General features: G+C 67.7%; 24 protein-coding genes. 3 read left to right on the top strand and 21 right to left on the bottom strand.

The window, feature by feature from the left end:
- Positions 1 to 5 precede the first annotated feature (5 nt).
- Complete coding sequence (locus tag WJU27_RS00930; protein ID WP_341420854.1) at positions 6 to 2606, bottom strand: YbcC family protein; 2601 nt, start codon at positions 2604 to 2606, stop codon at positions 6 to 8.
- A 15-nt stretch (positions 2607 to 2621) separates the two neighbouring features.
- Entirely contained in the window at positions 2622 to 4190 is a 1569-nt protein-coding gene (locus WJU27_RS00925) for an NADH-quinone oxidoreductase subunit L (RefSeq protein ID WP_341420853.1), read from the bottom strand.
- A 97-nt stretch (positions 4191 to 4287) separates the two neighbouring features.
- Here WJU27_RS00925 and WJU27_RS00920 point away from each other — a divergent pair, with 97 nt between their 5' ends.
- From WJU27_RS00920 to WJU27_RS00910, 3 genes are all read left to right on the top strand, one after another.
- Entirely contained in the window at positions 4288 to 5202 is a 915-nt protein-coding gene (locus tag WJU27_RS00920) for a LysR family transcriptional regulator (protein ID WP_341420852.1), read from the top strand.
- A 139-nt stretch (positions 5203 to 5341) separates the two neighbouring features.
- The gene (locus WJU27_RS00915) at positions 5342 to 5758 is read left to right on the top strand and encodes a hypothetical protein (protein WP_020165420.1); all 417 of its coding nucleotides are present in this window, start codon (positions 5342 to 5344) and stop codon (positions 5756 to 5758) included.
- A gap of 10 nt (positions 5759 to 5768) precedes the next feature.
- Complete coding sequence (locus WJU27_RS00910) at positions 5769 to 6452, top strand: YMGG-like glycine zipper-containing protein (RefSeq protein WP_341420851.1); 684 nt, start codon at positions 5769 to 5771, stop codon at positions 6450 to 6452.
- Between the two features lie 85 nt (positions 6453 to 6537).
- Here WJU27_RS00910 and WJU27_RS00905 read toward each other — a convergent pair whose 3' ends face one another.
- The 19 genes from WJU27_RS00905 to WJU27_RS00815 all read right to left on the bottom strand — a co-directional run bounded on the left by WJU27_RS00905 (position 6538) and on the right by WJU27_RS00815 (position 25500).
- Positions 6538 to 7131: a discoidin domain-containing protein gene (locus WJU27_RS00905; protein ID WP_341420850.1), complete on the bottom strand. Its 594-nt coding sequence runs from the start codon at positions 7129 to 7131 to the stop codon at positions 6538 to 6540.
- Positions 7132 to 7265: 134 nt separating this feature from the next.
- On the bottom strand, positions 7266 to 7790 hold the full coding sequence (gene ispF, locus WJU27_RS00900; RefSeq protein WP_019917339.1) for a 2-C-methyl-D-erythritol 2,4-cyclodiphosphate synthase: 525 nt from the start codon (positions 7788 to 7790) through the stop codon (positions 7266 to 7268).
- Complete coding sequence (gene ispD, locus WJU27_RS00895) at positions 7787 to 8482, bottom strand: 2-C-methyl-D-erythritol 4-phosphate cytidylyltransferase (protein WP_341420849.1); 696 nt, start codon at positions 8480 to 8482, stop codon at positions 7787 to 7789. The genes ispF and ispD overlap by 4 nt, the downstream gene beginning before the upstream one ends.
- A gap of 182 nt (positions 8483 to 8664) precedes the next feature.
- On the bottom strand, positions 8665 to 9873 hold the full coding sequence (locus tag WJU27_RS00890) for an O-succinylhomoserine sulfhydrylase (protein WP_296812749.1): 1209 nt from the start codon (positions 9871 to 9873) through the stop codon (positions 8665 to 8667).
- Positions 9874 to 10130: 257 nt separating this feature from the next.
- Positions 10131 to 11660 (bottom strand): amidophosphoribosyltransferase, encoded by a 1530-nt coding sequence (purF, locus tag WJU27_RS00885; RefSeq protein ID WP_020165426.1) that lies wholly within the window; start codon positions 11658 to 11660, stop codon positions 10131 to 10133.
- Positions 11661 to 11665: 5 nt separating this feature from the next.
- Positions 11666 to 12160, bottom strand: a complete 495-nt coding sequence (locus WJU27_RS00880) for a CvpA family protein (protein WP_296812753.1) — start codon at positions 12158 to 12160, stop codon at positions 11666 to 11668.
- Complete coding sequence (locus WJU27_RS00875) at positions 12157 to 12852, bottom strand: SPOR domain-containing protein (protein WP_341420848.1); 696 nt, start codon at positions 12850 to 12852, stop codon at positions 12157 to 12159. Before WJU27_RS00875 ends, WJU27_RS00880 begins: the two co-directional genes overlap by 4 nt.
- A 26-nt stretch (positions 12853 to 12878) precedes the next feature.
- Positions 12879 to 14198, bottom strand: a complete 1320-nt coding sequence (gene folC / locus WJU27_RS00870; protein WP_341420847.1) for a bifunctional tetrahydrofolate synthase/dihydrofolate synthase — start codon at positions 14196 to 14198, stop codon at positions 12879 to 12881.
- Positions 14199 to 14253: 55 nt separating this feature from the next.
- Complete coding sequence (gene accD, locus WJU27_RS00865; RefSeq protein ID WP_020165430.1) at positions 14254 to 15123, bottom strand: acetyl-CoA carboxylase, carboxyltransferase subunit beta; 870 nt, start codon at positions 15121 to 15123, stop codon at positions 14254 to 14256.
- A complete protein-coding gene (gene trpA / locus WJU27_RS00860; RefSeq protein WP_304002176.1) occupies positions 15120 to 15932 on the bottom strand; it encodes a tryptophan synthase subunit alpha in 813 nt (270 codons plus the stop codon). Before trpA ends, accD begins: the two co-directional genes overlap by 4 nt.
- Before the next feature lie 64 nt (positions 15933 to 15996).
- Positions 15997 to 17229: a tryptophan synthase subunit beta gene (gene trpB, locus WJU27_RS00855; protein ID WP_341420845.1), complete on the bottom strand. Its 1233-nt coding sequence runs from the start codon at positions 17227 to 17229 to the stop codon at positions 15997 to 15999.
- Entirely contained in the window at positions 17204 to 17818 is a 615-nt protein-coding gene (locus WJU27_RS00850) for a phosphoribosylanthranilate isomerase (protein WP_341420844.1), read from the bottom strand. Before WJU27_RS00850 ends, trpB begins: the two co-directional genes overlap by 26 nt.
- 38 nt (positions 17819 to 17856) lie before the next feature.
- Positions 17857 to 18651 (bottom strand): tRNA pseudouridine(38-40) synthase TruA, encoded by a 795-nt coding sequence (truA, locus tag WJU27_RS00845; RefSeq protein ID WP_341420843.1) that lies wholly within the window; start codon positions 18649 to 18651, stop codon positions 17857 to 17859.
- 4 nt (positions 18652 to 18655) lie between these two features.
- On the bottom strand, positions 18656 to 19288 hold the full coding sequence (locus tag WJU27_RS00840) for a hypothetical protein (RefSeq protein ID WP_341420842.1): 633 nt from the start codon (positions 19286 to 19288) through the stop codon (positions 18656 to 18658).
- 181 nt (positions 19289 to 19469) lie between these two features.
- Positions 19470 to 22349 carry a FimV/HubP family polar landmark protein gene (locus WJU27_RS00835; protein WP_341420841.1) on the bottom strand — a complete coding sequence of 960 codons (2880 nt, stop codon included), beginning with the start codon at positions 22347 to 22349 and terminating at the stop codon, positions 19470 to 19472.
- 140 nt (positions 22350 to 22489) lie between these two features.
- Positions 22490 to 23605, bottom strand: a complete 1116-nt coding sequence (gene asd, locus WJU27_RS00830) for an aspartate-semialdehyde dehydrogenase (protein ID WP_020165437.1) — start codon at positions 23603 to 23605, stop codon at positions 22490 to 22492.
- A 21-nt stretch (positions 23606 to 23626) separates the two neighbouring features.
- Positions 23627 to 24700, bottom strand: coding sequence for a 3-isopropylmalate dehydrogenase (leuB, locus tag WJU27_RS00825; RefSeq protein WP_341420840.1), 1074 nt, complete (start codon positions 24698 to 24700; stop codon positions 23627 to 23629).
- Between the two features lie 18 nt (positions 24701 to 24718).
- Complete coding sequence (leuD, locus tag WJU27_RS00820; RefSeq protein WP_020165439.1) at positions 24719 to 25357, bottom strand: 3-isopropylmalate dehydratase small subunit; 639 nt, start codon at positions 25355 to 25357, stop codon at positions 24719 to 24721.
- 20 nt (positions 25358 to 25377) lie between these two features.
- Positions 25378 to 25500, bottom strand: a complete 123-nt coding sequence (locus WJU27_RS00815) for an entericidin A/B family lipoprotein (RefSeq protein ID WP_019917319.1) — start codon at positions 25498 to 25500, stop codon at positions 25378 to 25380.
- Positions 25501 to 25508: the final 8 nt, after the last annotated feature.

Raw genomic sequence — 25508 nt, 5'->3', positions numbered from 1 at the left:
GAACCTCACTGGACGGGAACAGCGGATGGCGCGGACGCCTCGGTCGCTGCGCCGCCGGTGAAAGGCAGCGACTGCCACTGGCCGGCTGCGTAGCGCAGCATCCGGGCGCCGTCGAAGCGCCACAGATGCAGCCAGCCGTTGTCGACCAGCTGGCGCACCACGGCATGCTTGCCGAGCACGCGTTCGATGGCGGCCGCCGTCGCGTCGATCGCGACGGTCAGGCGCACCGGTTCGTGCACCCAGCGCTCGCCGTCGTGCAGCGACTGCCGCGACAGGCCGATGCGCAGATCGCCGCCGTTGCCTTCGAACACGCCGATGCGCCCGCCGACCACGTTGTGCAGCAGCTTGTTGCCGCTGCCGAAGTGCGCCGGTGCGCAGGTCGAAGCGTGGTACTGCCAGTTGATCCAGTGCGTCACCAGCATCGGCGCGGTCATCAGCAGTTCGAGCAGGCTGCCGTCGGCATCGCGCGCGCTGTCGTAGTCGTGCAGGAAGGTACGCCCGTTCAGCACCGCCGATTCGCTGCGCGCACGCGGCGCGATGATGAAGGCGGCGTTGCCGGCCAGGCCCCACTCCGGCCGCGTCTGCGCACCGTCGTTGGCGCGGCGGCGCAGCTGTGACAGCAGCGCGCCATGACCGGCGCGCGGGTCCAGGCCGAGGCTGGCGGCGCGCTCGCGCCTGACCTGGTCGCCGGCGTGGGCGAACACCGGCTCCAGACGCTCCCAGCGGGCGCGCGCCTCGGCCGGCAGCAGGTCGAGATCGAAGCCTTCGATCTCATCGGTCGTCGTGTTGTGCAGCCCGGCGACGAACACCGTCACGGCGGGGATGTCGATGCCACGCTGCACCAGCGCCGCACGCACTCCGGCATCGTTGAGCAGGCGTGCCAGCGCGCGGGCATTCACCTCGCCGGTCTGTCCGCAGCAGGCGCCACAGTCGAGCGCGGCGGCATGCGCGTTGTTGGCGCTCTGGCTGCCGTGACCGATCAGCAGCACCAGCGGCGCCAGTTCGCGCTCCAGACCCATCGCGCGCAGCACGCGCTCGGCCAGCGCCACCCGTGCGTCGAGATCCAGCCCGTCCAGCGTCGGGCGGCACAGTTCGCGATAGCGCGACGGCAGGCCGTCGAGATCGTCGCGCGCACGCGCCTCGCGTGACGGATGCAGCCAGCGCGCCAGCTTGCCAACATAGCCGACGCCGGCCGCTTCGACGAAGGAGAAAGCCGCTCCCGGCCAACGACTCGCCGACCGCCACGAGCGCCGACCGGCGAACTGACGCTGGCGCGCCGTGGCCGCCGCGACATCGAGCGGATCACCGCCGCTGCCGCCGTCGATGCGATCGGTCACCTCGATCGCCGGAGCCAGCAGTCCGGGCAGTTGCGGGCGGCGGGCGTCGGTGGCGAAGGGCGTGTAGGCGATGGGCAGGCCGAAGAAGCCGGCAAAACCGAGCGTGCGCATGCCCGGCCACACCGCCTCCAGTGCCCGGCGCATCGGTTCGCTGCGCACGTCGATGCAGAAGGCCGCCTGCACCTCCGGCCGCGTCGCCGGCGCGTCCAGTACCTGCGGGCTGCTGGCGCAGGCCAGTCGCAGCGCCAGATCCCGCTGGTAGGCCGTGTCGAGCGCCGACTGCCATATTTCGTCGATGCGCAGCATGTCCTCGGCGCGGGCGAGCGTCGCCGGTGCCTCGGCCCAGGCCGCCTGCACCGCGGCAAAGGAACGTTCCGCCGACTGGTCGCAGTGGCCTTCGAGCAGCAGCGCGCCCCAGGCCAGCCGGATGGCCAGCAGATCGCGCAGGTGCGGGTCCGCACCGCCGCGCTGCGCGGCCTCCCAGCCGAGATAGGCGCACCACGACGCCCAGCCGTTCACCGTCAGCAGCACCGCCTCGAGGTAGTCGGCCCATGCCTGCTCCGGCAGGCCCAGGCGCTGCAGCACCCAGCGCTCGGCCTCGACGCGGTCGGCCGGCAGCGCATGCAGCCGCCGGTTCAGATCGGGCAGACCCATCAGCACGCCGATGCCGTGGTCGTGGCTCAGCGTGTCGCGCCAGAAGGCATACAGACCGCCGCCGCGCTCGGGCTGCCAGTCGGCCTGGTGCTCGTCAAAATAGGCGGCGCAGGTCTGGCTGACCTGATGGGTGATGGCCTGTCGCCAGGACAGCCGCTGGTGGCGCGCCGGGTCGTCGTCGAGCACGTCGATCAGCAGCGGCAGCCGGGGCAGTTCGGGTGTCAGGTCGAGGGCGGCGACGCAGGTGGCGGCATCCAGTCCGTCGGTCGTGCCCGGCGGCAGCGAGGTCAGTGCAGCCGTCAGGTCAGCCGCGGTGACGCGACCGCTGCGCCAGGCCTGCTGCAGAAGGTCGCGCGACGGAAACACCGGTATGCCAGCCAGTACCGCCATCCGTGCGGCGACCGTGCGCACGCTGTGGCCGATGCGCGACCAGTGTGGATTGACGGCGATCGCCCGGTCCAGCGGCCAGGCTGGCGCGATCGCGGCGCAGGCGGTGGAACAGGCGGCATCGATACGGCGCTGCAGCAGGTCGTCACGCGGCGCATCGATCGGCGCGACGAAGTCACAGGGCGGCTGCGTACGGACGGCTTCGGGGGCAGAGGTCTGCATCATCATCTCCAGGCGATCGAATCAGGGCTGCGCGGGGGCGAGGTCGGCGTCGCCGGTGCGGCCGGCGGCGACGGGCGGAATCCAGCGGGTAGGCCACAGCGTCAGCGTGAGACGGGTGTAGAACTCATCGACGTAGAAGCCGGCGTAACTCAGACGTCGCCAGGCGGACAGCCACTGCGGCCGGGTCTGCAGCACGACCATCCAGCCGTAGAGCAAGGTCATGCCGGCCAGCGTGACGAGGCCGGCAACCTCGTCGGGCCGGTCGTTGAGGCCGAGCGGCAGCCGATGCGCGACACCGGCGGCCAGCGTCAATCCGGCCACGGCAACGAGACCGGCAGCGCCCTGCCAGAGCGCAGCACGCGTGCGCTCGGTAGCGGACGGCAGCCACAGCAGAGGCGCCCAGGCCAGCGCCAGAACCAGCGTCCACCACTGCGGCCAGTGCGCACCCGCCAGCCACGCTGTCGCCAGCACGGCCGCGCCAGTGATCAGCGGCGCCAGCAGCAGGCTGGGCAGCGCGGCACGCTGTTCGCCCAGCATCCTGCGCAGCCGCGTATCCCGAACCACACCGGAGGCGGCGAGGAAGGCGTGCGCTTTGTACAGCGAGTGGCCGATCAGGTGCAACGCGGCGAACATGTACAGGCCAAGGCCGCACTCAAGCACCATGAAACCCATCTGCGCCACGGTTGACCAGGCCAGCCTGACCTTGATGCTCACCCGCGTCAGCATGACCATGCCGGCCAGCAGCGCGGTCGCCAGACCGGCGATCACCAGCAGCCAGCGCGCAGCGGGCACCGCATCGAGAAGCGGCGAGAAGCGGATCAGCACGACACCACCCAGATTGACGACGCCGGCGTGCAGCAGGGCCGACACCGGGGTCGGCGCCTCCATCACCTGGATGATCCAGCCGTGCGCCGGCAGCAGCGCGGTGCGCAGGATGACCGCGATAGCGACGCACAGCGCGCTCGCCTGCAGTGCCACCGATGCGCCGTGCGCGTCAAGATGGCGCCACAGCTCCGACAATGAGCCGCTGCCGACCTCGTTCCAGGCCAGCGCCGCAGCGATGATCAGCAGGACATCGGCGAGACGGTCGGCCAGGCTCTTCTTGTGCGCCGCAAGCAGCGCGAACGGGCGGTCGCCGTAGAAGCACAGCAGGCGCTGCAGCGCGACGCCGACCAGCGCCCAGGCGGCGATCAGCAGAACCCAGTGGTCGGCGATCAGCATCAGGTGCACCGCGACCAGCACGCCCGACAGCGCCGCCACGTAGCGGCGCTGTCCTGCCTCGCCCTGCAGATAGCGCGACGAGAACACGCCGATAACGGTACCGACCGCCTGCACCAGGATGGCCATCGCTGCGGTGAACGGGCCGAGCGCGATCCAGCCGTCGAGGCGCGGACCGGGCAGATCGCTTGCCAGCCACAGCAGCAGCGGCGTGGCCAGCGCCGCCAGCAGCGCGACCGCGGACAGCTGCGTGAAGCAGCGCCAAAGTGGCGCATCGTCGCGACCGCGCAGCCGGCTCAGCAGCATCGGCAGGGACATCAGCAGGGCGGGCAGCAGCGCGCCGGCCCCCGACTTCAGACTGTATGGATCCATTCCACATCTCCTCGATAGCACTGGCATCGATGATGTGGCGCAGCAAACGTTCTGTAAAATACAATGAAAAGAATATTTCGTTCTTTTAATCAGAACAATGAATCTCGAACAGCTCAACTTTCATCACCTGCTCTACTTCTGGCGCGTCGCCCGGACCGGCCACCTGACGCGCGCGGCACAGGAACTGCACGTGTCGCAGTCGGCACTGTCGGCGCAGATCCGGCAGCTCGAAGAGCGCCTCGGCGAGCCGCTGTTCGAGCGCAGCGGAAGAAGTCTGATACTTACCCACACCGGGCAGATGGTGATGTCCTACGCCGAGGACATATTCGGACTGGGGCAGGAAATGCTGGGCCGGCTGCAGGGCCGCGCCGACGGGATGATCCGGCTGCGGGTCGGCAGCGTGGCCACGCTGTCGCGCAACTACCAGGAGAACTGGATACGGCCGCTGCTGACCGATCCGACGGTCGTGCTGACGCTGGAATCCGGCCAGATCGACGGCCTGATCGACCGGCTGATCACGCATCAGCTCGACGTCGTGCTGGCCAACGAAGCGGTCGCTGCCGACGCGAACCGCCCGCTCCACTGCCGCTTCCTCGGCAGCCAGGAAATCTGTCTGGTCGGCCCCGCCGCCCGCGGCCGGACCAAGGCGATGCGCCTGCCGGACGATCTCGACGGCGTCGACGTCGCGCTGCCCGGTCCGCGCCACGCGCTGCGCGCGCAGTTCGACGCCCTGTGCATGTCGGCCGGCGTCCGCCCTCGCCTGCGCGCCGAGGTCGACGACATGGCCATGCTGCGCCTGATCGCCCGCGACAGTGGCTGGCTCACCGTGCTGCCCGAGGTGGTGGTGCAGGACGAACTGCGCACCGGCGTCCTGGTGATGCTGGGCCGCTCGGCCGAACTGCGGGAGCACTTCTACGCCATCACGACCGCCCACCGTCACCGCATCGAGCGGCTGGAAAGCCTGCTCGCGGGGTCCAGCCCACCGTCGGAACAACCGACGGGCGGCCGGTGAAGCCAGCCGCGCCGTCATCCATTACCATTCTGTTGCAACTGCAACACGCCGCAACGGCTGTCGCACAGACGATTGACACGGCGGCGCGATGATCCGCAATGCACCGTACCGTCTCGCGGTGCCGGAAAGGTGATCGATCATGAATTCGCAGAGAGCAGCGGCCGCCGCACTGGCACTCGGACTGCTCGCGACCAGCAACGCGTGGGCGGACCGCGGCCACCGCCACGGGCATCGTCACGGACGCACCCACGTCGACATCGGCGTGGGCTTTGTCTTCGGGTCGGGCCATTACCGCCCCTGGTACGGCCCGTCACCCTTCTACTATCCCCCGCCCTACTACTACGGTCCGGCCTACTATCCGCCGGTGGTGATCGAGCGCGCGCCGCCGGTCTATGTCGAACGCGATCCGCAACCGGTCGCCCCGGCGCCTTCGATGTCGCCGCCCCCGCCGCCGCCGAGCACCTGGTACTACTGCGCATCGGTCAACGGCTACTACCCTTACGTCACGGAATGTCCGGAAGGCTGGCAGAGCGTGGCGGCGCAGCCGCCGCGATGAGGTGCGCGCGATGAGGAAGTTTCAACATGCAGCGCTTGCCGCACTGACGCTCACCCTGCTCGCCGGCTGCGCGACGACGCCCAGCGGTCCGAGCGTGATGGCACTGCCGGGCACTGGCAAGAGCTTCGACCAGTTCCGTCACGACGATGCGCTGTGCCGCGAATACGCGCGCGAACAGACCGGTGGCACCGACGCCAGCGAAGCCGCCCGCGACGCCGGCGTGCGCAGCGCAGCAGTCGGTACCGCGGTCGGCGCCGCTGCCGGTGCGTTGATCGGAGGTCGTGAAGGTGCCGGCGTCGGAGCCGGCACCGGCCTGATCATGGGCGGCGCCATCGGCAGCGAAGCGGCACAGAGTTCGGCCCGCGGTACGCAGCGCAGCTATGACCAGGCCTACATCCAGTGCATGTACGCCAAGGGCCAGCGCGTGCCGACGTCCGGCCGCTTCGCCGACCGCGGCACCGGCGCGTCGGCACCAGCGCCCGCGCCGGCGCTGCCGGGACGGGCGAATGCGCCCTATCCACCGCCACCACCAGGACATCAGCCACCCGCCGCGTCGACACCGCCTGCCGCAGCGCAGTCCGGGCGCGGCAACTGGTACTACTGCGCGTCGGCACGCGAGTACTACCCCTATGTCAGAACCTGCCGGGAAGGATGGCAGGTGGTGGAAGCCGCTCCACCGCCAACGGCTCGCTGAAGGCCTTCAGGCGGCACGACGCGCGTGCCCGCGATAACGAAAAAGGCCGGCTGAACGCCGGCCTTTTCACTGCGCGCGAAGGAACTTAACGACGGCGTGCGGCAAAGCCGACCAGCGCCAGACCCGCCAGCATCAGTGCATAGGCTTCCGGCTCCGGCACGACGGCCACACCGCTGAAGCTCATTTCCGATACCGAGTAGGCGCTGTCGCCACCCATGGCGTAGATGCGCGCATAGCGGGCGGCCACCGACGGGAAGTCGATGGTGGCCTGGTATTCGGTGTCGCCGGCAACGCTGGAGATGATTTCGCTGCCGAAATTGGATTGACCTTCGAAAGCGAGGTTGGTGAACAGCGTGTTCCAGTTCAGGCCGTCGGTCGACACCTGCACCTGGTAGAAGTCATTGTGATCGACGCCGAGCAGCACGTCGGTCAACGTGTAGAGCTGGCCGAAATCGAGCGTGAAGGTGGCGCCGGATGCGCCTTCCTGGCCCGACCAGGATACGGCGTCGACGGTGTAGAGCGTCAGCTCGGGTGCGACGTAACCATCGGCGAGGATGGACAGGTCGACCCCGTCGATCGAGTAGCTGCCGGTGGCGGAGGCGTTGGTCGGCGTGATCGGGGCGGCGGCCCAGGCGGAAGATGCGGCCAGCAGGGAGGCGGCGACAAGCAGGGACTTCATCGGGATGTCCTTATCGGTGAATTGCGTCGGCCACCTTGAAGCAAGACATGCACCACGCGAACAAGCCATTGATTCGAATCGGATTCGCTACGCATTTAGCGCCGTGATGTCAAAACCGCCGACATCGGTAGTGCTCAGCCCATGGCGGGTTCGGGCGGCCGCACCAGCATGGCCACCGCCTGGGCCGCGATGCCTTCACCGCGACCGGTGTAACCCAGCTTTTCCGAGGTCTTGCCCTTCACGTTCACCGCATGCGGCGGGATGCCGCAGTCGGCCGCGATATTGGCCACCATCTGCGCGGCGTGCGGCGTGATTTTCGGGCGCTCGCAGATGACGGTGGCGTCGATGTTGCCGATCAGCCAGCCGGTGCCCTGCACCTTCTTCACCGCCTCGCGCAGCAGCACGCGGCTGTCAGCGCCGGCATAGGCGGCGTCGGTGTCCGGAAACAGGCGGCCGATGTCACCCAGACCGGCCGCGCCGAGCAGTGCGTCGGTGATGGCGTGCAGCAGAACGTCGGCGTCGGAATGACCGAGCAGGCCTTTTTCGTGCGGAATGTCGACACCGCCGATGATGCATCTGCGGCCTTCGACCAGCTTGTGCACGTCGAAGCCCTGGCCGATGCGGAAAGGCAGCGGCGATGCGCCGAGCAGCGGATTCATGCGGCGTTCCCCCGTGTCTGCAGGATCAGTTCGGCCAGCTTCATGTCTTCCGGCCAGGTCACTTTCAGATTGGCCGCGCCAGCGGCAACCAGGTGCGGCTTGAGGCCGACGGCTTCGATGGCCGACGCTTCGTCGGTCACGTCGGTGCAGCGGTCGAGTGCGTCGTGCAGCGTGGCCAGCCGGAACATCTGCGGCGTCTGCGCCTGCCACATCGCGTCGCGCGGCACCGTCGCCTCGACCCGGTCGGTGGCGTCAGCACGCTTCAGCGTGTCGGCCACCTTCTGCGCCAGCAGGCCGCCGACCGGGTCGTCAGCCAGCGTGTCGATCAGCGTATCCAGCATGTCCGCGGACAGACAGGGGCGCGCCGCGTCATGCACCAGCACCCAGTCGTCCGGCCGCGCCCAACCGGCGACTTCCCACAAGCCATTGCGCACCGACACCGCGCGGCTCGATCCGCCGCAATGCACCGGCATCAGCTTGGGACCGAGCGCGGACCAGTCGAAGCCCTGCCAGTACAGATCCTCCGGCGCCAGCACGACCACCACGCGGTCGATGCGCGGGTGGGCGCACAGCGTCGCCAGCGCATGGCGGATCAACGGCTGGCCGGCCAGCGGCAGGTACTGCTTCGGCATCTGCGCGCCGAAGCGGCTGCCGCTACCGGCGGCCGGAACCAGGGCGATGTGGCGCGGCATAGGGACTCAACTCCTGCACTGACGCGTTTCGAAGCCGCTCGCCGCCCGCCGGCCCCCCCCAAGGGCGAGCGACGCCCCCTTGGCGGGGGTGAGGCCGGGGTTTCGCTGCGCACGCGCAGCGCAGGCCGAGCGGGTCGGCTGTGCAAAGCCGACCCTGTGCGAACAAAGTGAGCGTGGGGGCATCACGCCAACCAGCGACAGAGATCGCGCTTCATGTCTTCGACCGACTCCAGCCCGATGGCCAGCCGGATCAGGCTGTCGCGGATACCCGAAGCGTCGCGCGCTTCCTGCGAAATGCGGCCGTGCGTGGTGGTCGCCGGGTGGGTGATGGTGGTCTTGGTGTCGCCAAGGTTGGCGGTGATCGACAGCATGCGGGTCGAGTCGATCAGCTTCCACGCCTCTTCGCGACCGCCCTTCACCTCGAAGGCCACCACCGCGCCGCCGGTCTTCTGCTGGCGCATCGCGATCTCGTGCTGCGGGTGCGACGGCAGGCCGGGGTAGAACACGCGCGCCACCCAGGGCTGAGCCTCCAGCCAGCGCGCCAGTTCGAGCGCATTGGCCGACTGCGCCTGCATGCGTATCGACAGCGTTTCCAGCCCCTTCAGGATGACCCAGGCGTTGAACGGCGACAGCGTCGGGCCAGCGGTGCGCAGGAAGCGCAGCACCTCGTCCATTTCCGCCTTGCGGCCGCATACCGCGCCACCGAGCACGCGGCCCTGACCGTCGAGATACTTGGTCGCCGAGTGGATGACGATGTCGGCACCCAGTTCGATCGGCTTCTGCAGCGCCGGCGAACAGAAGCAGTTGTCGACCGCCAGCAGCGCGCCGGCCGCGTGCGCGACCTCGGCCACCGCGGCGATATCGATCACTTCGGTCAGCGGGTTGGACGGCGTTTCGATGAAGAAGAGCTTGGTGTTCGGCTGCACCGCGGCGCGGTAGGCCGCGATATTGGTCGCCTCGACCAGTGTGGTGCTGACGCCGAACTTCTCGAAATAGGTCGCGAACAGTTGCTGGGTCGAACCGAAGATGCCGCGCGACGCGATGATGTGGTCGCCGCTCTTCAGCAGCGCCATCAGCGTCGACAGGATGGCCGACATGCCGGAACTGGTGGCGATGCAGGCTTCCGCGCCTTCGAGCGCGGCCAGGCGGTCCTGGAACATGGTGACCGTCGGGTTGGTGAAGCGGGCGTAGACATTGCCCGGTGCATTGCCGGAAAAGCGGGCGGCGGCCTCGGCCGCGGTGTCGAACACGAAGCTCGATGTCAGGAACAAGGCTTCGCCGTGTTCACCGAACTGGCTGCGCTCGATGCCGGCGCGCACGGCGACGGTTTCGGGGTCGTACTGCGCCGGGTCGAAGGGCGCGCGGTCTGTGCTGCTCATGATGTGCTCCATCCAGCCTCATGGCCGGTCATGCGGAAGTTCGAAAACAAAGCGCGAGGCGGGAACGGAGCACGCAAAAACAAAAAACCCGTTCCGCCTCGGAGGCAAAACGGGTTTCCGCAGATACGTTCGTTTCGCCGCTTTAGCCGTATTTGTCCGGGGCCGCCCTCTTTCGACGACGGCCCCGCGCGCCCGCAAGCTGGATTCAAATCGGCGCGTAGTCGGGACATTAGCGCCCGGCCGCTGCAGACGTCAAGCGCCTGCAGCCATCAGGCGTTCTCTTCCGACGCCACCAGATTCAGGTCGAGCTGGCCGCCGTCCTCGTCCGTCTGCTTGGGCGCGCCCTTGCGCTGGCTCTCGACGCCGTCGAGATAGGCAGCGGTCACGTCGCCGGTGATGTAGCAGCCGTCGAAGCAGGACGTCTCGAACTGGTCGATCGACGGATTGCAGGCGGTGATCGAGGCCTTCAGCATGTCTAGCGTCTGGTAGATCAGTTCGTCTGCGCCGATGGCTTCGCGGATTTCGTCGTCGGTGCGGTTGGAGGCGATCAGTTCGTCGCGGGTCGGCATGTCGATGCCGTAGACGTTGGCGAAACGGACCGGGGGAGCGGCCGAAGCGAAGTACACCTTGCGCGCGCCGGCTTCACGCGCCATCAGCACGATTTCCTGGCTGGTGGTGCCGCGCACGATGGAATCGTCGACCAGCAGTACGTTCTTGCCCTTGAATTCCTGGGTGATCGCATTGAGCTTCTGGCGTACCGATTTACGACGCACCGCCTGCCCCGGCATGATGAAGGTGCGACCGATGTAGCGGTTCTTCACGAAACCTTCGCGGTAGGGCACGTTCAGCACGCGCGCCAGTTCCATCGCCGACGGGCGGCTGGAATCGGGAATCGGGATGACGGCGTCGATCTGCAGGTCGGCGTGATCGCGCTGGATCTTCTGCGCGAGGAACTCGCCCATCTTGACCCGCGACTCGTACACCGACACGCCGTCCATCAGCGAATCGGGCCGCGCCAGATAGACGTACTCGAACAGACAGGGCGCGTAGTTCGGACGCTCGGCGCACTGCTGCGTCCTGATCGCGCCTTCCGGCGAAACGAGCACTGCCTCACCCGGTGCGATGTCGCGCAGCAGCTTGAAGCCCAGCGTGTCGAGAGCGACGCTCTCCGACGCCACCAGCCATTCGGTGCCGTTGGCGGTCTCATGGTTGCCGATCACCAGCGGACGGATGCCGTAAGGGTCGCGGAAAGCGAGCAGGCCGAAGCCGGCAATCATCGCCACCACAGCGTAGGCACCGCGGCAGCGGCGGTGCACGCCGGCCACCGCGCGGAAGATGGTTTCGTGGTCGAAGGTCGGGCGCTCGCGCAGCGCCTGCATCATTTCGTGCGCCAGCACGTTGAGCAGTACTTCCGAATCGCTGGTGGTGTTGATGTGCCGCAGGTCGGTGCGGAACATGTCCAGCTTCAGTTCTTCGGAATTGGTCAGGTTGCCGTTGTGCGCCAGCATGATGCCGAACGGCGAATTCACGTAGAAGGGCTGCGCCTCGGCCGCGTTGTAGGCAGAACCGGCGGTCGGGTAGCGCACGTGGGCGATGCCCCAGTTGCCCTGCAGATTGCGCATGTTGCGCGTGCGGAAGGCGTCGCGCACCAGGCCCGAGCCCTTGTGCATGTGGAACTTCGGCCCCTGCGCGGTGGCGATGCCCGCCGCGTCCTGGCCTCGGTGCTGCAGCACGAGCAGACCGTCGTACAGCAGCTGGTTAACGGGAGAGGTGGCTACGACGCCGAGTATTCCGCACATGATGGTCAGGCCTTAAAACGAATCTTTTTCGCCACGGATTCCGGCAGCCAGGGCTTCAACGCGATGGCTGCCGTCTCGAGTGGTGGCGTCAGCGCGGCCGACTTCCACCAGGGCTGCTCAGGTGCCGGGGTGTAGGCCGCGCCGACGACGAGGAGCATCAGTATAAGTCCCGCGCGCGCAAGCCCGAACAGCCCGCCCAGCACACGGTCCGGAATGTCCAGACCGGTGGCATGAATCAGCGAGCGCATGAGCCAGCGCAGCACGCCGCACAGCAGCAGTACGGCTATGAAGGTGAGGGCGAAACCGGCGACTGCAAGCAGGCCGGGGTCAGAAATGAGGCCGGTCAGCAACTGGGCGACGTCGCCGCCGAACTGACGGGCGGCGATGAAGGCGAGCACCCAGGCCGCCAGCGCGATCACTTCGCTCACCAGTCCGCGCATCAGCCCGATCGCCGTGGAGAAGACCACGATGCCGATCAGGCCGTAATCCAGAATCGTCATGAACGCGGCGCGATCATCGACCGCATGCCGGCCGCTTCGAGCTTGCGCTGCGCCGCCTCGGCAGCGGTGCGGCTGGAGAAGGGGCCGACCTTGACGCGGGTACGCGTCCGGCCGTCGGCCAGTTTCACGTCCTCGGTAAAGCTGGCAAAGCCCAGTTCCTTGGCACGCGAGCGCAGCTTGGCCACATTGGCGGCGTCGCTGAACACGCCGAGCTGCAGTGCAAAAGCGGCGCCCTGGCCGTCGAGCAGGGCGGCCGCACGTGCGGCTTCGGTCGGCGTCGGTTCGGGCTTCGCTGCCGGTTTGACCGGCTCCGGCTTCGCTTCCGGTTTGGGCGTGGGCTTGGCGGGTTCGGCCGGCGGCGGCTTCGGCGCTTCGGGCTTCACCACCGGCGCCGGTTTGGGCGCGTCGTTCCGGCTGGCCGGCAGCGGCTCGGAATCGGGCGGTGCCGGCGGCGGCGCCGGTTCAGCCGTATCGGCATCGGGCTGCGCGTCGCGCGCCGGTGACGCCAGCGGTGGTGCGGCGTCACGCGTAGGGATGCGGACCGCGATGTCCTGCGCCGGCGGGCGCGGCTCGTGGTCCATCACGATGGGCAGCACGATGGCCGCGGTCAGTGCCAGCGCGATCGCGCCGAGAAGACGGCGGCGCGCACGCTTGCGAAGATCGGTCTGCAGATCTGAATCGGTGGAAGCCACTTCGGGGCGAGTCCTGCGGGTGGGGATCAGCCCTTGGCGGGCGGTGTGGCGGCGTCCGGCAGCGGCGGCCGCGGCGACTGCGCGTACTCGCGCATCACTTCGGCCACGGTCAGGAAGGATCCGAAAACCACGATTCTATCATCGCCCCCCACGCGCTCCCGGGTCGCCTGCCAGGCCTCGACCGGCGACGCAAAGCAATCGACCGAGCCGGCGATGCCGCGTTCCGCGATCATCGCGGCGATGTCCGAGGCCGGAGTACCGCGCGGGCCGCCCAGATCGCACAGCATCCAGTGGTCGATGCGCCCCTTCAGGCGGTCGAGCACGCCGGCGATGTCCTTGTCGCGCAACATGCCCATCACCGCCCAGGTTTCCGGGTAGAAACCCATGCTGGACAGGTTCTCGTTCAGCACCGACGCGGCGTGCGGGTTGTGCGCGACGTCGAAGATGACCGCCGGCCGTCCGGGCATGACCTGGAAGCGACCGGGCAGTTCGACGGTCGCCAGGCCGAGGCGGATGTCGCCGACGGTGACCGGCAGCCGGTCCGACATCGAATCGAGCGCCGTGATGACGGCCGACGCGTTCAGCAGCTGGTTGGCGCCGCGCAGCGCCGGATAGCCCAGACCGCCGCGCTTGACCAGGCGGTCGGGGTCGCGCCGCCAGTAGCCCCATTGCTGCCGGTCACCGCCAAAACCGAAGTCACGGCCGGAAATCTTCAGCACGGCGCCGATGGATTCGGCGTAGTCGATCACGGTCTGCGGCGGCACCGGGTCGCCGACGATGGCCGGGCGACCGGCGCGGAAGATGCCCGCCTTTTCGCGGCCGATCAGTTCGCGCGTATCGCCGAGGTATTCCATGTGGTCCAGATCGACGCTGGTGACGATGGCGCAGTCGGCGTCGAAGGCATTGACCGCGTCGAGCCGGCCGCCGAGACCGACTTCCAATACGATGGCGTCGAGATTGGCGCGCTCGAACACCTGCCAGGCGCCCAGCGTGCCGAACTCGAAATAGGTCAGCGCGATGTCGCCACGCGCCCGCTCGACTTCAGCGAAGCCCTGACAAAGCGCTTCGTCACTGGCCGGTTCACCGTTGATGCGCACGCGCTCGTTGTAAGCCAGCAGGTGCGGCGAGGTATAGGTGCCGACGCGGTAGCCAGCGCAGCGCAGGATGCGCTCCAGCATGGCGCAGGTCGAACCCTTGCCATTGGTGCCACCGACGATGAACACCGGCACCTTTTGCACCACGCCGAGCGCCTTCTTGACGCTGAGCACGCGATCCAGTCCGAGCTGGATCACCTTCGGGTGCAGGCTTTCGAGATGCTGCAGCCACTCGGGCAGGGTCGAATACATGAATGGGCTGGGCAGGCCGAAATCTGGGCGGACGCGGATATTAGGCGAAGCCGGCTCAGCTCGCCAGCGCTGGCATGCGCTGCAGTGCCGCCAGCAGCCCGGCGATGCGGTCCGGCATCTCGCGGCGGTCGACGATCATGTCGACGGCGCCCTTCTCCAGCAGAAACTCGGCGCGCTGGAAACCTTCCGGCAGCTTCTCGCGTACCGTCTGCTCGATCACGCGCGGGCCGGCGAAGCCGATCAGTGCGCCCGGCTCGGCGATCACCACGTCGCCCATGAAGGCGAAGCTGGCGGACACACCGCCCATGGTCGGATCGGTCAGCACCGAAATGAAAGGCAGGCGGTTCTGCGACAGCTGGGTCAGCGCGGCCGTGGTCTTGGCCATCTGCATCAGCGAGAACAGGCCTTCCTGCATGCGCGCACCGCCGCTGGCGGCGATGCAGACGAAGGGCAGACGCTGCTCGACCGCCAGACGCACGCCGCGCACGAAGCGCTCGCCGACGACGGAACCCATCGAGCCGCCGAGGAATTCGAATTCGAAACACGCCACGACCACCGGCACCGTCTTGATGGCGCCCTGCATGACGACCAGCGCATCACCCTCGCCGGTGTCGTCGGCCGCCGCGTTCAGGCGGTCGGCGTAGCGCTTGCTGTCGCGGAACTTCAGCGGATCGACCGGCATCACCTCGTTGCCGATCTCGAACCTGCCTTCGCGGTCGAGCAGGCCGTCGAGACGTGCCCGCGCGCGCATGCGCGAGTGGTGATTGCACTTCGGGCAGACGTTCTGGTTGGCGGCCAGATCGGCGGTGTACAGCACGGCCTCACAGGCCGGGCATTTCGACCACAGCCCCTCGGGCACCGACTTGCGGCCGGCGGCCTCGCTGCGGTTGATCTTCGGGGGGAGAAGTTTCTGCAACCAGCTCATGCCGTGACCTCCTGGCTGTCCATCGCCTGGCGGATGCTGCCCACCAGCGCCTTGACGCGCGGCAGAACCTGGTCCGCCGGGCTGCCTTCGATTTCCTCGATGATGCGGCTGCCGATGACCACACCGTCCGCCACCGCCGAGAGAGCCTTTGCCGACGCGCCGTCGCGGATGCCGAAGCCCACGCCCACCGGCATGCCGACCGACTTGCGGATGGCCGGAATGCGCTTCGCGACCTCGCTCACGTCGATGTGACCGGCGCCGGTCACGCCCTTCAGCGACACGTAATAGATGTAGCCGCTGCCGATCTCGCCCACCGCCTGGATGCGCTTCTCGGTCGATGTCGGCGCAACCAGGAAGATGACGTCCAGACCCAGCGCACGTATCTTGGCGGCAAAGTCGTGCGACTCCTCGGGCGGATAGTCGACCACCAGCACGCCGTCGGCACCCGCTTTCGCAGCCGCCTCGGCAAAGGCGTCCACACCCATCGCCTCGATCGGGTTCGCATAACCCATCAGCACCACCGGCGTACTTGCGTTGGTGGTGCGGAACTCGGCCACCGCCGCGATCACGTTGCGCAGCGACACCTTCTTCAGCAGCGCGCGCTCGGAAGAGCGCTGGATGGTCGGGCCGTCCGCCATCGGGTCGGAAAACGGCACGCCGAGCTCGATGATGTCGGCGCCGGCATCGACCAGCGTGTGCATCAGCGGCACGGTTAGCGAAGGATCGGGATCACCCGCGGTGATGAAGGGAATCAGCGCCTTGCGGCCGGCCGATTCGAGTGCGGACAGGGTGGAAGCGATTCGGGACATGTATTGAAACCGCCGGCCGGACCGCTTGCGCGCCCCGACCGGCAACAGGTTGATCGGGAACGCGTCAGAACTTGATGCCGGATTTCTCGGCCACGGTGTGCATGTCCTTGTCGCCACGACCGGACAGGTTCACCAGGAGGGCGGCATCCTTCGGCATCGTGGCGGCAAGCTTCATCGAGTAGGCGATCGCGTGCGACGACTCCAGCGCCGGAATGATGCCTTCGGTGCGGCACATGCGATGGAAGGCTTCGAGCGCCTCGTCGTCGTTGATGGTGACGTACTCGGCGCGGCCGGTGTCCTTCAGCCATGCGTGCTCGGGACCCACACCGGGGTAATCCAGACCGGCCGACACCGAATGCGTTTCGATGATCTGGCCGTTCTCGTCCTGCAACAGATAGGTGCGGTTGCCGTGCAGCACGCCCGGGCGACCGGCGGTGAGCGAGGCCGAGTGCTGGCCGCTGGCCAGACCGTGGCCGCCGGCCTCGACGCCGATCAGGCGCACGTCCGGATAGGGAATGTAGGGATAGAAGATGCCCATCGCGTTGGAGCCGCCACCAACGCAGGCGATCACGGCGTCCGGCTGACGCTGGATCATTTCCGGCATCTGCCACAGGCACTCTTCGCCGATGATCTTCTGGAAGTCGCGCACCATCATCGGGTAGGGATGCGGGCCGGCGACCGTGCCGATGATGTAGAAGGTGTTGGCGACATTGGTGACCCAGTCGCGCATCGCCTCGTTCAGCGCGTCCTTCAGCGTCTTCGAGCCGCATTCGACCGGCACCACGGTGGCGCCCAGCAGCTTCATGCGATAGACGTTGGCGGCCTGACGCTTCACGTCCTCGCTGCCCATGTAGACCACGCACTCCATGCCCAGGCGGGCGGCGATGGTCGCGGTGGCGACGCCGTGCTGACCGGCACCGGTTTCGGCGATCACGCGCGGCTTGCCCATGTGCTTGGCCACCATGGCCTGGCCGATCACGTTGTTGATCTTGTGCGCGCCGGTGTGGTTCAGGTCTTCGCGCTTGAGGTAGATCTGCGCGCCGCCGCAATGATCGGACAGGCGGCGGGCGTGATAGACCGGGCTCGGGCGTCCGACGTAGTGCTTCAGCTCGTATTCGTACTCGGCGCGGAAGGCCGGATCGTCTTTCAGCTTGTCGTACTCGACGCGCAGTTCGTCGAGCGCGGCGATCAGGGTTTCGGCGACGAACACGCCACCGTAAGGACCGAAATGACCCAGAGCGTCCGGATAGTTGTAGGCCGAGGCAGATACCTCAGCCGGCAGATCTTGCTTCCCCATGCTCCACTCCTGATATGAACGCCGCCACTCTGGCGACGTCCTTGATGCCCTTGGCCGATTCCACGCCACTGCTCACATCGACCGCTGCCGGCCGGATGTTGCGCACTGCCTCGGCCACGTTGTCCGGATCGAGACCGCCGGACAGGATGAGTGGCATCGGCAGCGACGGCGGGATGAGGCTCCAGTCAAAGCGCTTTCCCGAACCGCCCCATGCTTCCGACCAGGCGTCGAGCAGCAATGCCCGCGCGCCGCGGAAACGGTCTGCGCATTCTAGCAAATCCGTTTCCGGCCTCACCCGGACTGCTTTGATGTAAGGCAGGCCGAAGCGTTCGCAATATTCAGCGCTTTCGTCACCATGGAACTGCAGCAGATCGAGTGCGGCCTCGCGAGCCGCCCGCTCGACCGCGGCAGCATCTTCATTGACGAACAGGCCTACGCGGGCGACGAACGGCGGCACACGGCGCGCCAGTTCGGCCGCCCGCGCGACCGTCACCGCGCGCGGGCTCGGCGGGTAGAGCACGAAGCCGACGGCGTCCACGCCCAGCGCCAGCGCGCCGTCCAGATCGGCTTCGCGGGTGAAGCCGCACACCTTGATGCGAGTCCTGCGCACGTTGATTTCCCGTTGATTCAGTCAGTCGGGCCGACCGGCGGCAGGCGGAACAGGCCGTCTGCCGGCAGACCCCAATGCGCATCGTAGCCGACACCGACCAGATAGAGGCCGGCGGCGGCAAAGGTCGGCGCGGCCAGCCGGCGGTCGCGTTGCGCCAGCAATGACGGCATCCAGTCCGGTTCGCGCCGGCCGCAGCCGATCTCGACCAGCGCACCGACGATGTTGCGCACCATGTGGTGGAGGAAGGCATTGGCGCTCAGATCGAAGGTGATCCAGTCACCGCGGCGCCGGACATCGAGTGCCGTCATCGTGCGCACCGGGCTCTTCGCCTGGCATTCGGACGAGCGGAAGGCGGAAAAGTCGTGCTCGCCGACCAGCGCAATCGCGGCCTCGGCCATGCGCGCCGCGTCCAGCGGGCGGTGGAACCAGCCAGCCAGCGAGGCGGCGATCGCCGGCCGCACCGGGCTGTTGTAGAGACAGTAGCGGTAGCTGCGTGCATGCGCCGAAAAACGCGCGTTGAAATCGTCGGCCACCGGCTGCGCCCATCGCACCGCGACGCCCTTTGGCAGCAGCGCGTTGCAGCCGCGTACCCACGCCGTTTCCGGCCGCTCGACAGCGGCATCGAAATGCACGACCTGGGCCGTCGCATGCACGCCGGTATCGGTGCGGCCGGAGGCCTGCACACGCACCGGGTGGGCGGCGATGGCACCGAGCGCCGCTTCCAGCGCGTCCTGCACGGTCGGCCCGACCGACTGCGACTGCCAGCCGCGAAAGCCCGAGCCGTCGTACTCGACCCCGAGTGCAATCCTCATCGGCTCACCCCAGCTTCACCCAGGTGACGCAGACAGCCAGCGCCAGCGCAATGGCCAGCGCGTCCGCAGCACGCAGCGGCGCACAGGGCTCGACCGGCAGCGGCGCCTGTTCGGCCTCCGGCGGGCGCAGCCAGCTGCGCCAGGCGCCGCGCGCTGGCGGCTGTTCCAGGTCGCGCAGCACCAGTTGCAGGCGCAGCGCGAAGGTGTCCGGCCCCGGGCGTTCGGACGACAGCGGATGCAGCAGCCGGTGCATCGCACCGGCCAGTTGCGGCAGCGTCATGCGTTCGAGCAGCACGGCCACGCAGGCGGCCATTGCCGCGAGATGCAGCGCGGCCAGCGCAGCGGCGCGAAGACCTTCGATGGTCGGCCCGGCGGTGAAGTCGTCGATCAGCAGACGCCCGGGCGTACCGAGCGAAAAGGTGACGGCGATGGCGATGAAGAGCCAGCGCAGGCGACGAAGCAGATGGAGTGCGCGGCGCGGCGCGAGCAGGCTCGCGGCGAGCAGGCTGCACGTCACCCAGATCCCGTGACGGGGCGATGCGGTGCCCTGCCCGGCCAGCAGCCACACCAGCCAGATGGCGAGCAGCGTGGCACCGTGCAGCGACAGGAACTTCGCCGCCGGAACGCGCAGCGGCATCGGAGGCCTTTGCATGGACACCGCCAATGAAGAGAGGGCGCCGAGCATACCGCGCCCGGCGGCGGCTGCGCATCAGCGTGAGCGACGCCATACGTGCGTGAGATGAAAAAGCCGGCGCGAGGCCGGCTTTCCGCGACGAAAGGCCGGCGGAACGCAGCGCGTCCCGGCCCGGCCGTCCGGATCAGGCGAGACGGCCGAGCATGTCGTTGGCCTGCGCCTGCTGTTCGGCCGTGCCTTCACGCACGACCTCCTGCAGCAATTCACGCGCACCTTCCTTGTCGCCCATCTCTTCGTAGGCGCGTGCCAGTTCTAGCTTGGTTTCCGCTTCCTCGGCCGCGGTCTGCGGCGGCTCCTCGCCGCCCAGCATGTCTTCCGGATTGATCACCGTCGACACCGCCGACGGCGGCAGCTCGTCGGCCGGCGGCGCCGCTTCGGCCAAGGCCTTGCCGGCATCGCCCACCACGTCGGTCGCGAGCGTAGAGGGGTCGGAGCCGAGGTCGAGATTGATGTCCGACAGGTCGATCACCGGCTCGGCAGGCTGCGCCGGAACCGGCGCGTCGGCCGCGTCGAAGTTGAAATCGATCAGGTTGCCGATGTCGGTGCGTTCGAGATCGACCACCGCTGCAGCGTCCTCACTCCCCTCTGCCGCCGGTTCGCTCGGCAGGGACAGATCGAGATCGAAGGCGGGCGCATCCTGCTGGGCCAGCGTCTCTGCGGTGTCGGCGACGTTCTTCTCCAGCACCAGCGTGCTCACGTCTTCGCCTTCCGGCTTGTCGGACGTGAAGTCGAGGCCGAGATCGAAGTCCAGCGACGATTCGCCTTCGGATTCCTCGCCCGGCTTGGTCAGCGTGGTCGCCACGCCGACGGTCGGCGGCGGCGCTGCCGGCTCCGCCGGCGGCACATCGAGATCGAAGTCGAGGCCGGCATCGGCCGGCGATGCCGGCACGTCGACATCGAGATCGGTCAGCACCGGCGGCGCATCCAGCGCTACGGTTGCCTGATTTTCGTCCGGCGCGTCGCCCGACACCAGCTGGCCGATGTCGCCCGGCAAAGTCCAGGTGTCACGCATCTTGTCGGCACCGGCGACGACCACCGTGGCGGCCATCGCCGCCTGTGCATCGCTGGCCTGCTCGGCTTCCGGCGAACCGCCATAGAGCGGATTCGTCGGATCGACCGCACGACCCATCTGCGCGGCTTTCTCCCAGTCGGCGCCCTTGCCGCCGGTCTGCGCGTACAGCTCGGTGGCCAGCGTTTCAAACTGCTTCACAGACTTGCGCTGCGCATAGATCTCGAGCAGCTTCAGATGAATGGCGTGCCGGCTGGGCTCGCTCTTCAGCGCTTCGAGCAGGATTTCCTCGGCCTGCGCATCGCGGCCATAGGCCATGTAGACGTCGGCCTCGGCAACCGGGTCGACGCCCTCATCGGCATCGATCGACGACAGCGACGACTGGCTGAAATCGGTCTGGATGGAGCTGGCGCTGGTATCGACGCTCTGGCCACCGCCGGTCGCGCCGATGATGGAGGTCGACGCTGGCACCGCTTCCATGCCGGCCGTGGTCGACGGCGGCGACACATCGGGCGCGGGCGCCTTGGCCTTGTACTTGCGGTAGCCGAGATAGCCGAGCAGCAGCACGAGAATGCCACCCAGGCCGGCGAGCGTACCCGGATCGGACAGCAAGCCCGGTTCCTCGATCGCCGCTTCCGGTTCTTGGTCGGTCGCCGCCGGCGGTGCGGCCGGCGTTTCCTTCGGCGCCTCGGCAGCGGGGGCCGGGGTCGGAGCAGGCTCGGTCTTCGGCGCCTCGGTGGCGGGCTTCTCGTCCGCCAGCGCGATCAGGTCGGGCACCGGCTTGTCCTCCGCCTTCTCAGCGGGAGCTTCCGGCTTCTTGCTGTCGGCGCCGGCAATCAGGTCGGGCACCGGCTTCTCTTCGGCCTTCGGTGCCGGCGCAGGTGCGGGTGCCGGTGCGGGCGCTGCCGCAGGCGGCGTCGCTGCCTTCTGCTGCGCTTCGGCCATCGGCGTGCTCTTCAGCTCCACCATCTTCTGCAATTCACGAACGTTGCGCTCGAGGTCGGCCAGACGGCTGTTGGCGTCCTTCAGCGCACGATCCTTGGCGATCACTTCCTCTTCGAGCGCGCTGATCTTGCCGGTGTCGGCAGCGGACTTCGACACCCGGACCTGGTCGGAGGCGGCAGCAGCGGCCGGCGCCTTGTCTTCGACACGCGCCTCGATCTTGCCGCCGGAACTGCGGCCACCGGCATCGGCGGCCGACGACGGGGTCGCGACGCTGCCGGCCAGGCGGGCGCGGTAGGCTGCGAAATCGGCGGTCTGGGCGGCAACGATGCTGCGCGCCTCCTGCGGCGACACGGCTTCGGCGGCCGACTGATCGGGAATGCTGAGAATGCGGCCAGCGCGCAGGCGGTTCATGTTGCCGCCGTCGAATGCGTCCGGATTGGCGCGCACCAGCGCTACCAGCATCTGGTCGAGACTGACGCCGGCCGGTGCGTTTTCGGTGGCGATACGGCGCAGCGTGTCGCCACGGCGCACTTCATACGTGCCGTCCGCCGCCGGTGCGCGAGCCGGTGCAGCGGCCGGCGCGGCAGCAACCGCCCGTGGAGCGCTGCTGCCCGGTACGGCCACCGGTTCGACCGGCGCCGGGCGCGGCATGTCGGCCGGATCGAGCAGGAAGGTGTATTCGCGGACGAGCCGACCGAAAGCCCAGTTCAACTCGATCAGCATGTCGAGGTAGGGCTCGTTGACCACGCGGTCGCTGGTCACCACCAGCACCGGCCGGCTGCCGCGCTTGTCGACGGCGATCCTGACACCGGCGAGGCTGGACGCAAACTCGACGCCGGCCTGCTTGAAGGCGCTCGGCGAGGCGAGTTTGGCGGACATCGAGGAAAGTTCGTCTGCGGTGGCGGCGAGTTCGACTTCGGCGCGCAGCGGCTGGCCGATTGCAGACTGGACGGTGAGTTTGCCGAGACCGGCTGCCCCGACGGACAGCGGCAACGCCGACAGCAGCGCGGTCAGCAGGCGGATCGAATGTTTTTTATCGCTATGACGCACCGCGTTTTCCTCGCGCGCTAAAACCCAAATCTCAAAATAACATCATGGTCTTAGCCCTGCAAGCTAAACAGTCGCTTTATGTTGCGAAACTGTCTGTTACGACACGCTGCTTGCGGTGAAGCAGCGTGTCGGGTGCTACATCAGGCTTCGACCAGGATACGCAGCATGCGGCGCAGCGGTTCCGCCGCCCCCCACAGCAGCTGGTCGCCGCAGGTGAAGGCACCGAGATAGTCCGGCCCCATGTTGAGCTTGCGTACGCGACCGACCGGAATGGTCAGCGAACCGCTGACCGCTGCCGGCGTCAGGTCGCGCATGCTGTCCTCGCGATGGTTGGGCACGAACTTCACCCAGGCGTTGGCTTCGCGGATCATGCTTTCGATCTCGTCCAACGGCACATTGCGCTTCAACTTGATGGTGAGCGCCTGCGAATGGCAGCGCATCGCGCCAACACGGACACAGATGCCGTCGATCGGCGTCAGCTCGGCGCCGCTGCGGCCGAGGATCTTGTTGGTTTCGGCCTGGCCCTTCCACTCTTCCTTGCTCTGGCCGCTGTCCAGTTCCTTGTCGATATAGGGGATCAGCGAGCCGGCCAGCGGAACACCGAAGTTCGCCTTCGGGAAGTCCGCGCTGCGCAGGCTGTCGGTCACCGCGCGATCGATATCGAGAATGGCCGACGCGTTGTCCTTCAGCATCGGTGCCGCTACGTTGTGCAAGGTGCCCATCTGGCTCAGCAGTTCGCGCATGTTCTGCGCACCCGCGCCCGACGCCGCCTGGTAGGTCATGGCGCTCATCCACTCGACCAGACCGGCCGAGAACAGCGCGCCGACGCCCATCAGCATCAGGCTGACCGTGCAGTTGCCGCCGATGTAATCCTTCACGCCGCGCGCCAGACCGTCCTTGATCACGCCCATGTTGACCGGGTCGAGGATGATGATGGCGTCGTCCTTCATGCGCAGAGCGGAGGCTGCGTCAATCCAGTAGCCCTTCCAGCCGGCGGCGCGCAGCTTCGGATACACCTCGTTGGTGTAGTCGCCGCCCTGGCAGGTGATGATGGCGTCCATCTTCGCCAGCTGGGCGACGTCGGTCGCATCCAGCAGCGGCGCGCTGCCCTGCCCCACGTCCGGGCCGGCGGCGCCGACGCTGGAGGTCGTGAAGAACACCGGTTCGACCAGTGCGAAATCGTTTTCCTCGCGCATGCGCTGCATGAGCACCGAGCCCACCATGCCGCGCCAACCCACCATACCGAGCTTCAACATGTCCGTTTCCTTGTCCGTCCGTTACAGGGCCGCGAGTACCGCGTCGCCCATCTGCTTCGTTCCGACCCGGGTCGTGCCCGGTTCGAAGATGTCGCCGGTGCGGTAGCCCTGGGCCAGCACCTTGCGTACCGCACTCTCGATGCGCACGGCCGCGGCTTCGTTGCCGAAGCTGTAGCGCAGCATCATCGCCGCCGACAGGATGGTGGCCAGCGGGTTGGCCACGCCCTTGCCGGCGATGTCCGGCGCCGAGCCGTGGCTGGGCTCGTACAGACCCTTGTTGTTGGCGTCCAGCGAGGCCGAGGGCAGCATGCCGATCGAGCCGGTGAGCATCGAGGCTTCGTCCGACAGGATGTCGCCGAACATGTTTCCGGTCACCACCACGTCGAACTGCTTGGGCGCCTTCACCAGCTGCATCGCGGCGTTGTCGACCAGCATGTGGCTCAGCTCGACGTCCGGATAGTCCTTGGCCATATCGGTGATGACCTCGCGCCACAGCTGGGTGCACTCGAGCACGTTCATCTTGTCGACCGAGCAGAGCTTCTTGCCACGCTTGCGGGCGGCCTCGAAGGCGACACGGCCGATGCGACGGATCTCCTCTTCAGCGTAGATCATGGTGTTCCAGCCCACGCGCTGCTCGCCCCACTGGGTGTTGCGCACCTCGATGCCGCGCGGCTGGCCGAAATAGATGTCGCCGGTCAGTTCGCGCACGATCAGGATGTCGAGGCCGGACACGATTTCCGGCTTCAGCGACGAGGCATTGGCCAGTTCCGGGTAGAGGATGGCCGGACGCAGGTTGGCGAACACGCCCAGTTCGGCGCGGATGCGCAGCAGACCGCGCTCCGGGCGCTGTTCGCGCGGAAGCGCGTCCCACTTCGGGCCGCCGACTGCACCGAGCAGGATGGCGTCGGCTTCGCGTGCCAGCTTCGAGGTGGCTTCCGGATAGGGGTCGCCGGTGGCGTCAACCGCACCGCCGCCGAGCAGCGCGTGCTCGAATTCGATCTTCAGGCCGTCACTGCGCAGGGCCTCCAGCACGCGCAGCGCTTCGGCGGTGATTTCGGGACCGATGCCGTCGCCGGCGAGAACACAGACTTTCACGGATTGCTCCAGTAGGGGTCAGGCAAACAGCCAGGGCTGTTCGATGCGGCGACGCGCTTCGAACTCGCGGATCTTGTCGGCCTGGCGCAGGGTCAGGCCGATGTCATCGAAACCGTTGATCAGGCAGTACTTGCGGAAGGCATCGACGTCGAACTTGATGGCGTGGCCGTCCGGGCGCACCACCACCTGCTTGTCGAGGTCGATGTGCAGGCGGTAGCCCGGCGTGCCGGCGCACTGCAGGAACAGCTGTTCGACTTCCTTCTCCGGCAGGCGGATGGGCAGCAGGCCGTTCTTGAAGCAGTTGCTGTAGAAGATGTCGGCGAAGGTGGTGCCGATGATGGCGCGGAAGCCGTAGTCCTCGATCGCCCACGGCGCGTGCTCGCGCGACGAACCGCAGCCGAAGTTCTCGCGCACCAGCAGCACGCTGGCACCCTGGAAGCGCGGCTGGTTCAGTACGAAGTCCGGATTCAGCGGACGCTTCGAGTGGTCCTGACCCGGCTGGCCGACGTCGAGATAGCGCCATTCGTCGAACAGCGTCGGGCCGAAGCCCGAACGCTTGATCGACTTCAGGTACTGCTTCGGAATGATGGCGTCGGTATCGACGTTGGCGCGGTCCAGCGGCGCGACCAGGCCGTCAAGTACGGTGAATGCTTTCATGACTGTCCTTGGTTCGCCGCTTACTTCGCGGACTTCTCGATGGCCTCGCCACCCTTCTTGATGTCCTTGCCGATGCCTTCGACGGTGTTGCAGCCGGCCAGCATCAGGGTCATCGCGCTCAGGATCACGGCAATCAGCTTCATGTTCTGCT

The organism is Methyloversatilis sp. NSM2 (assembly GCF_038066675.1).
GTDB lineage: Bacteria > Pseudomonadota > Gammaproteobacteria > Burkholderiales > Rhodocyclaceae > Methyloversatilis > Methyloversatilis discipulorum_A.
Note: the sequence above shows the minus strand (reverse complement) of the source record. Positions and strands in the feature narration are given on the sequence as shown.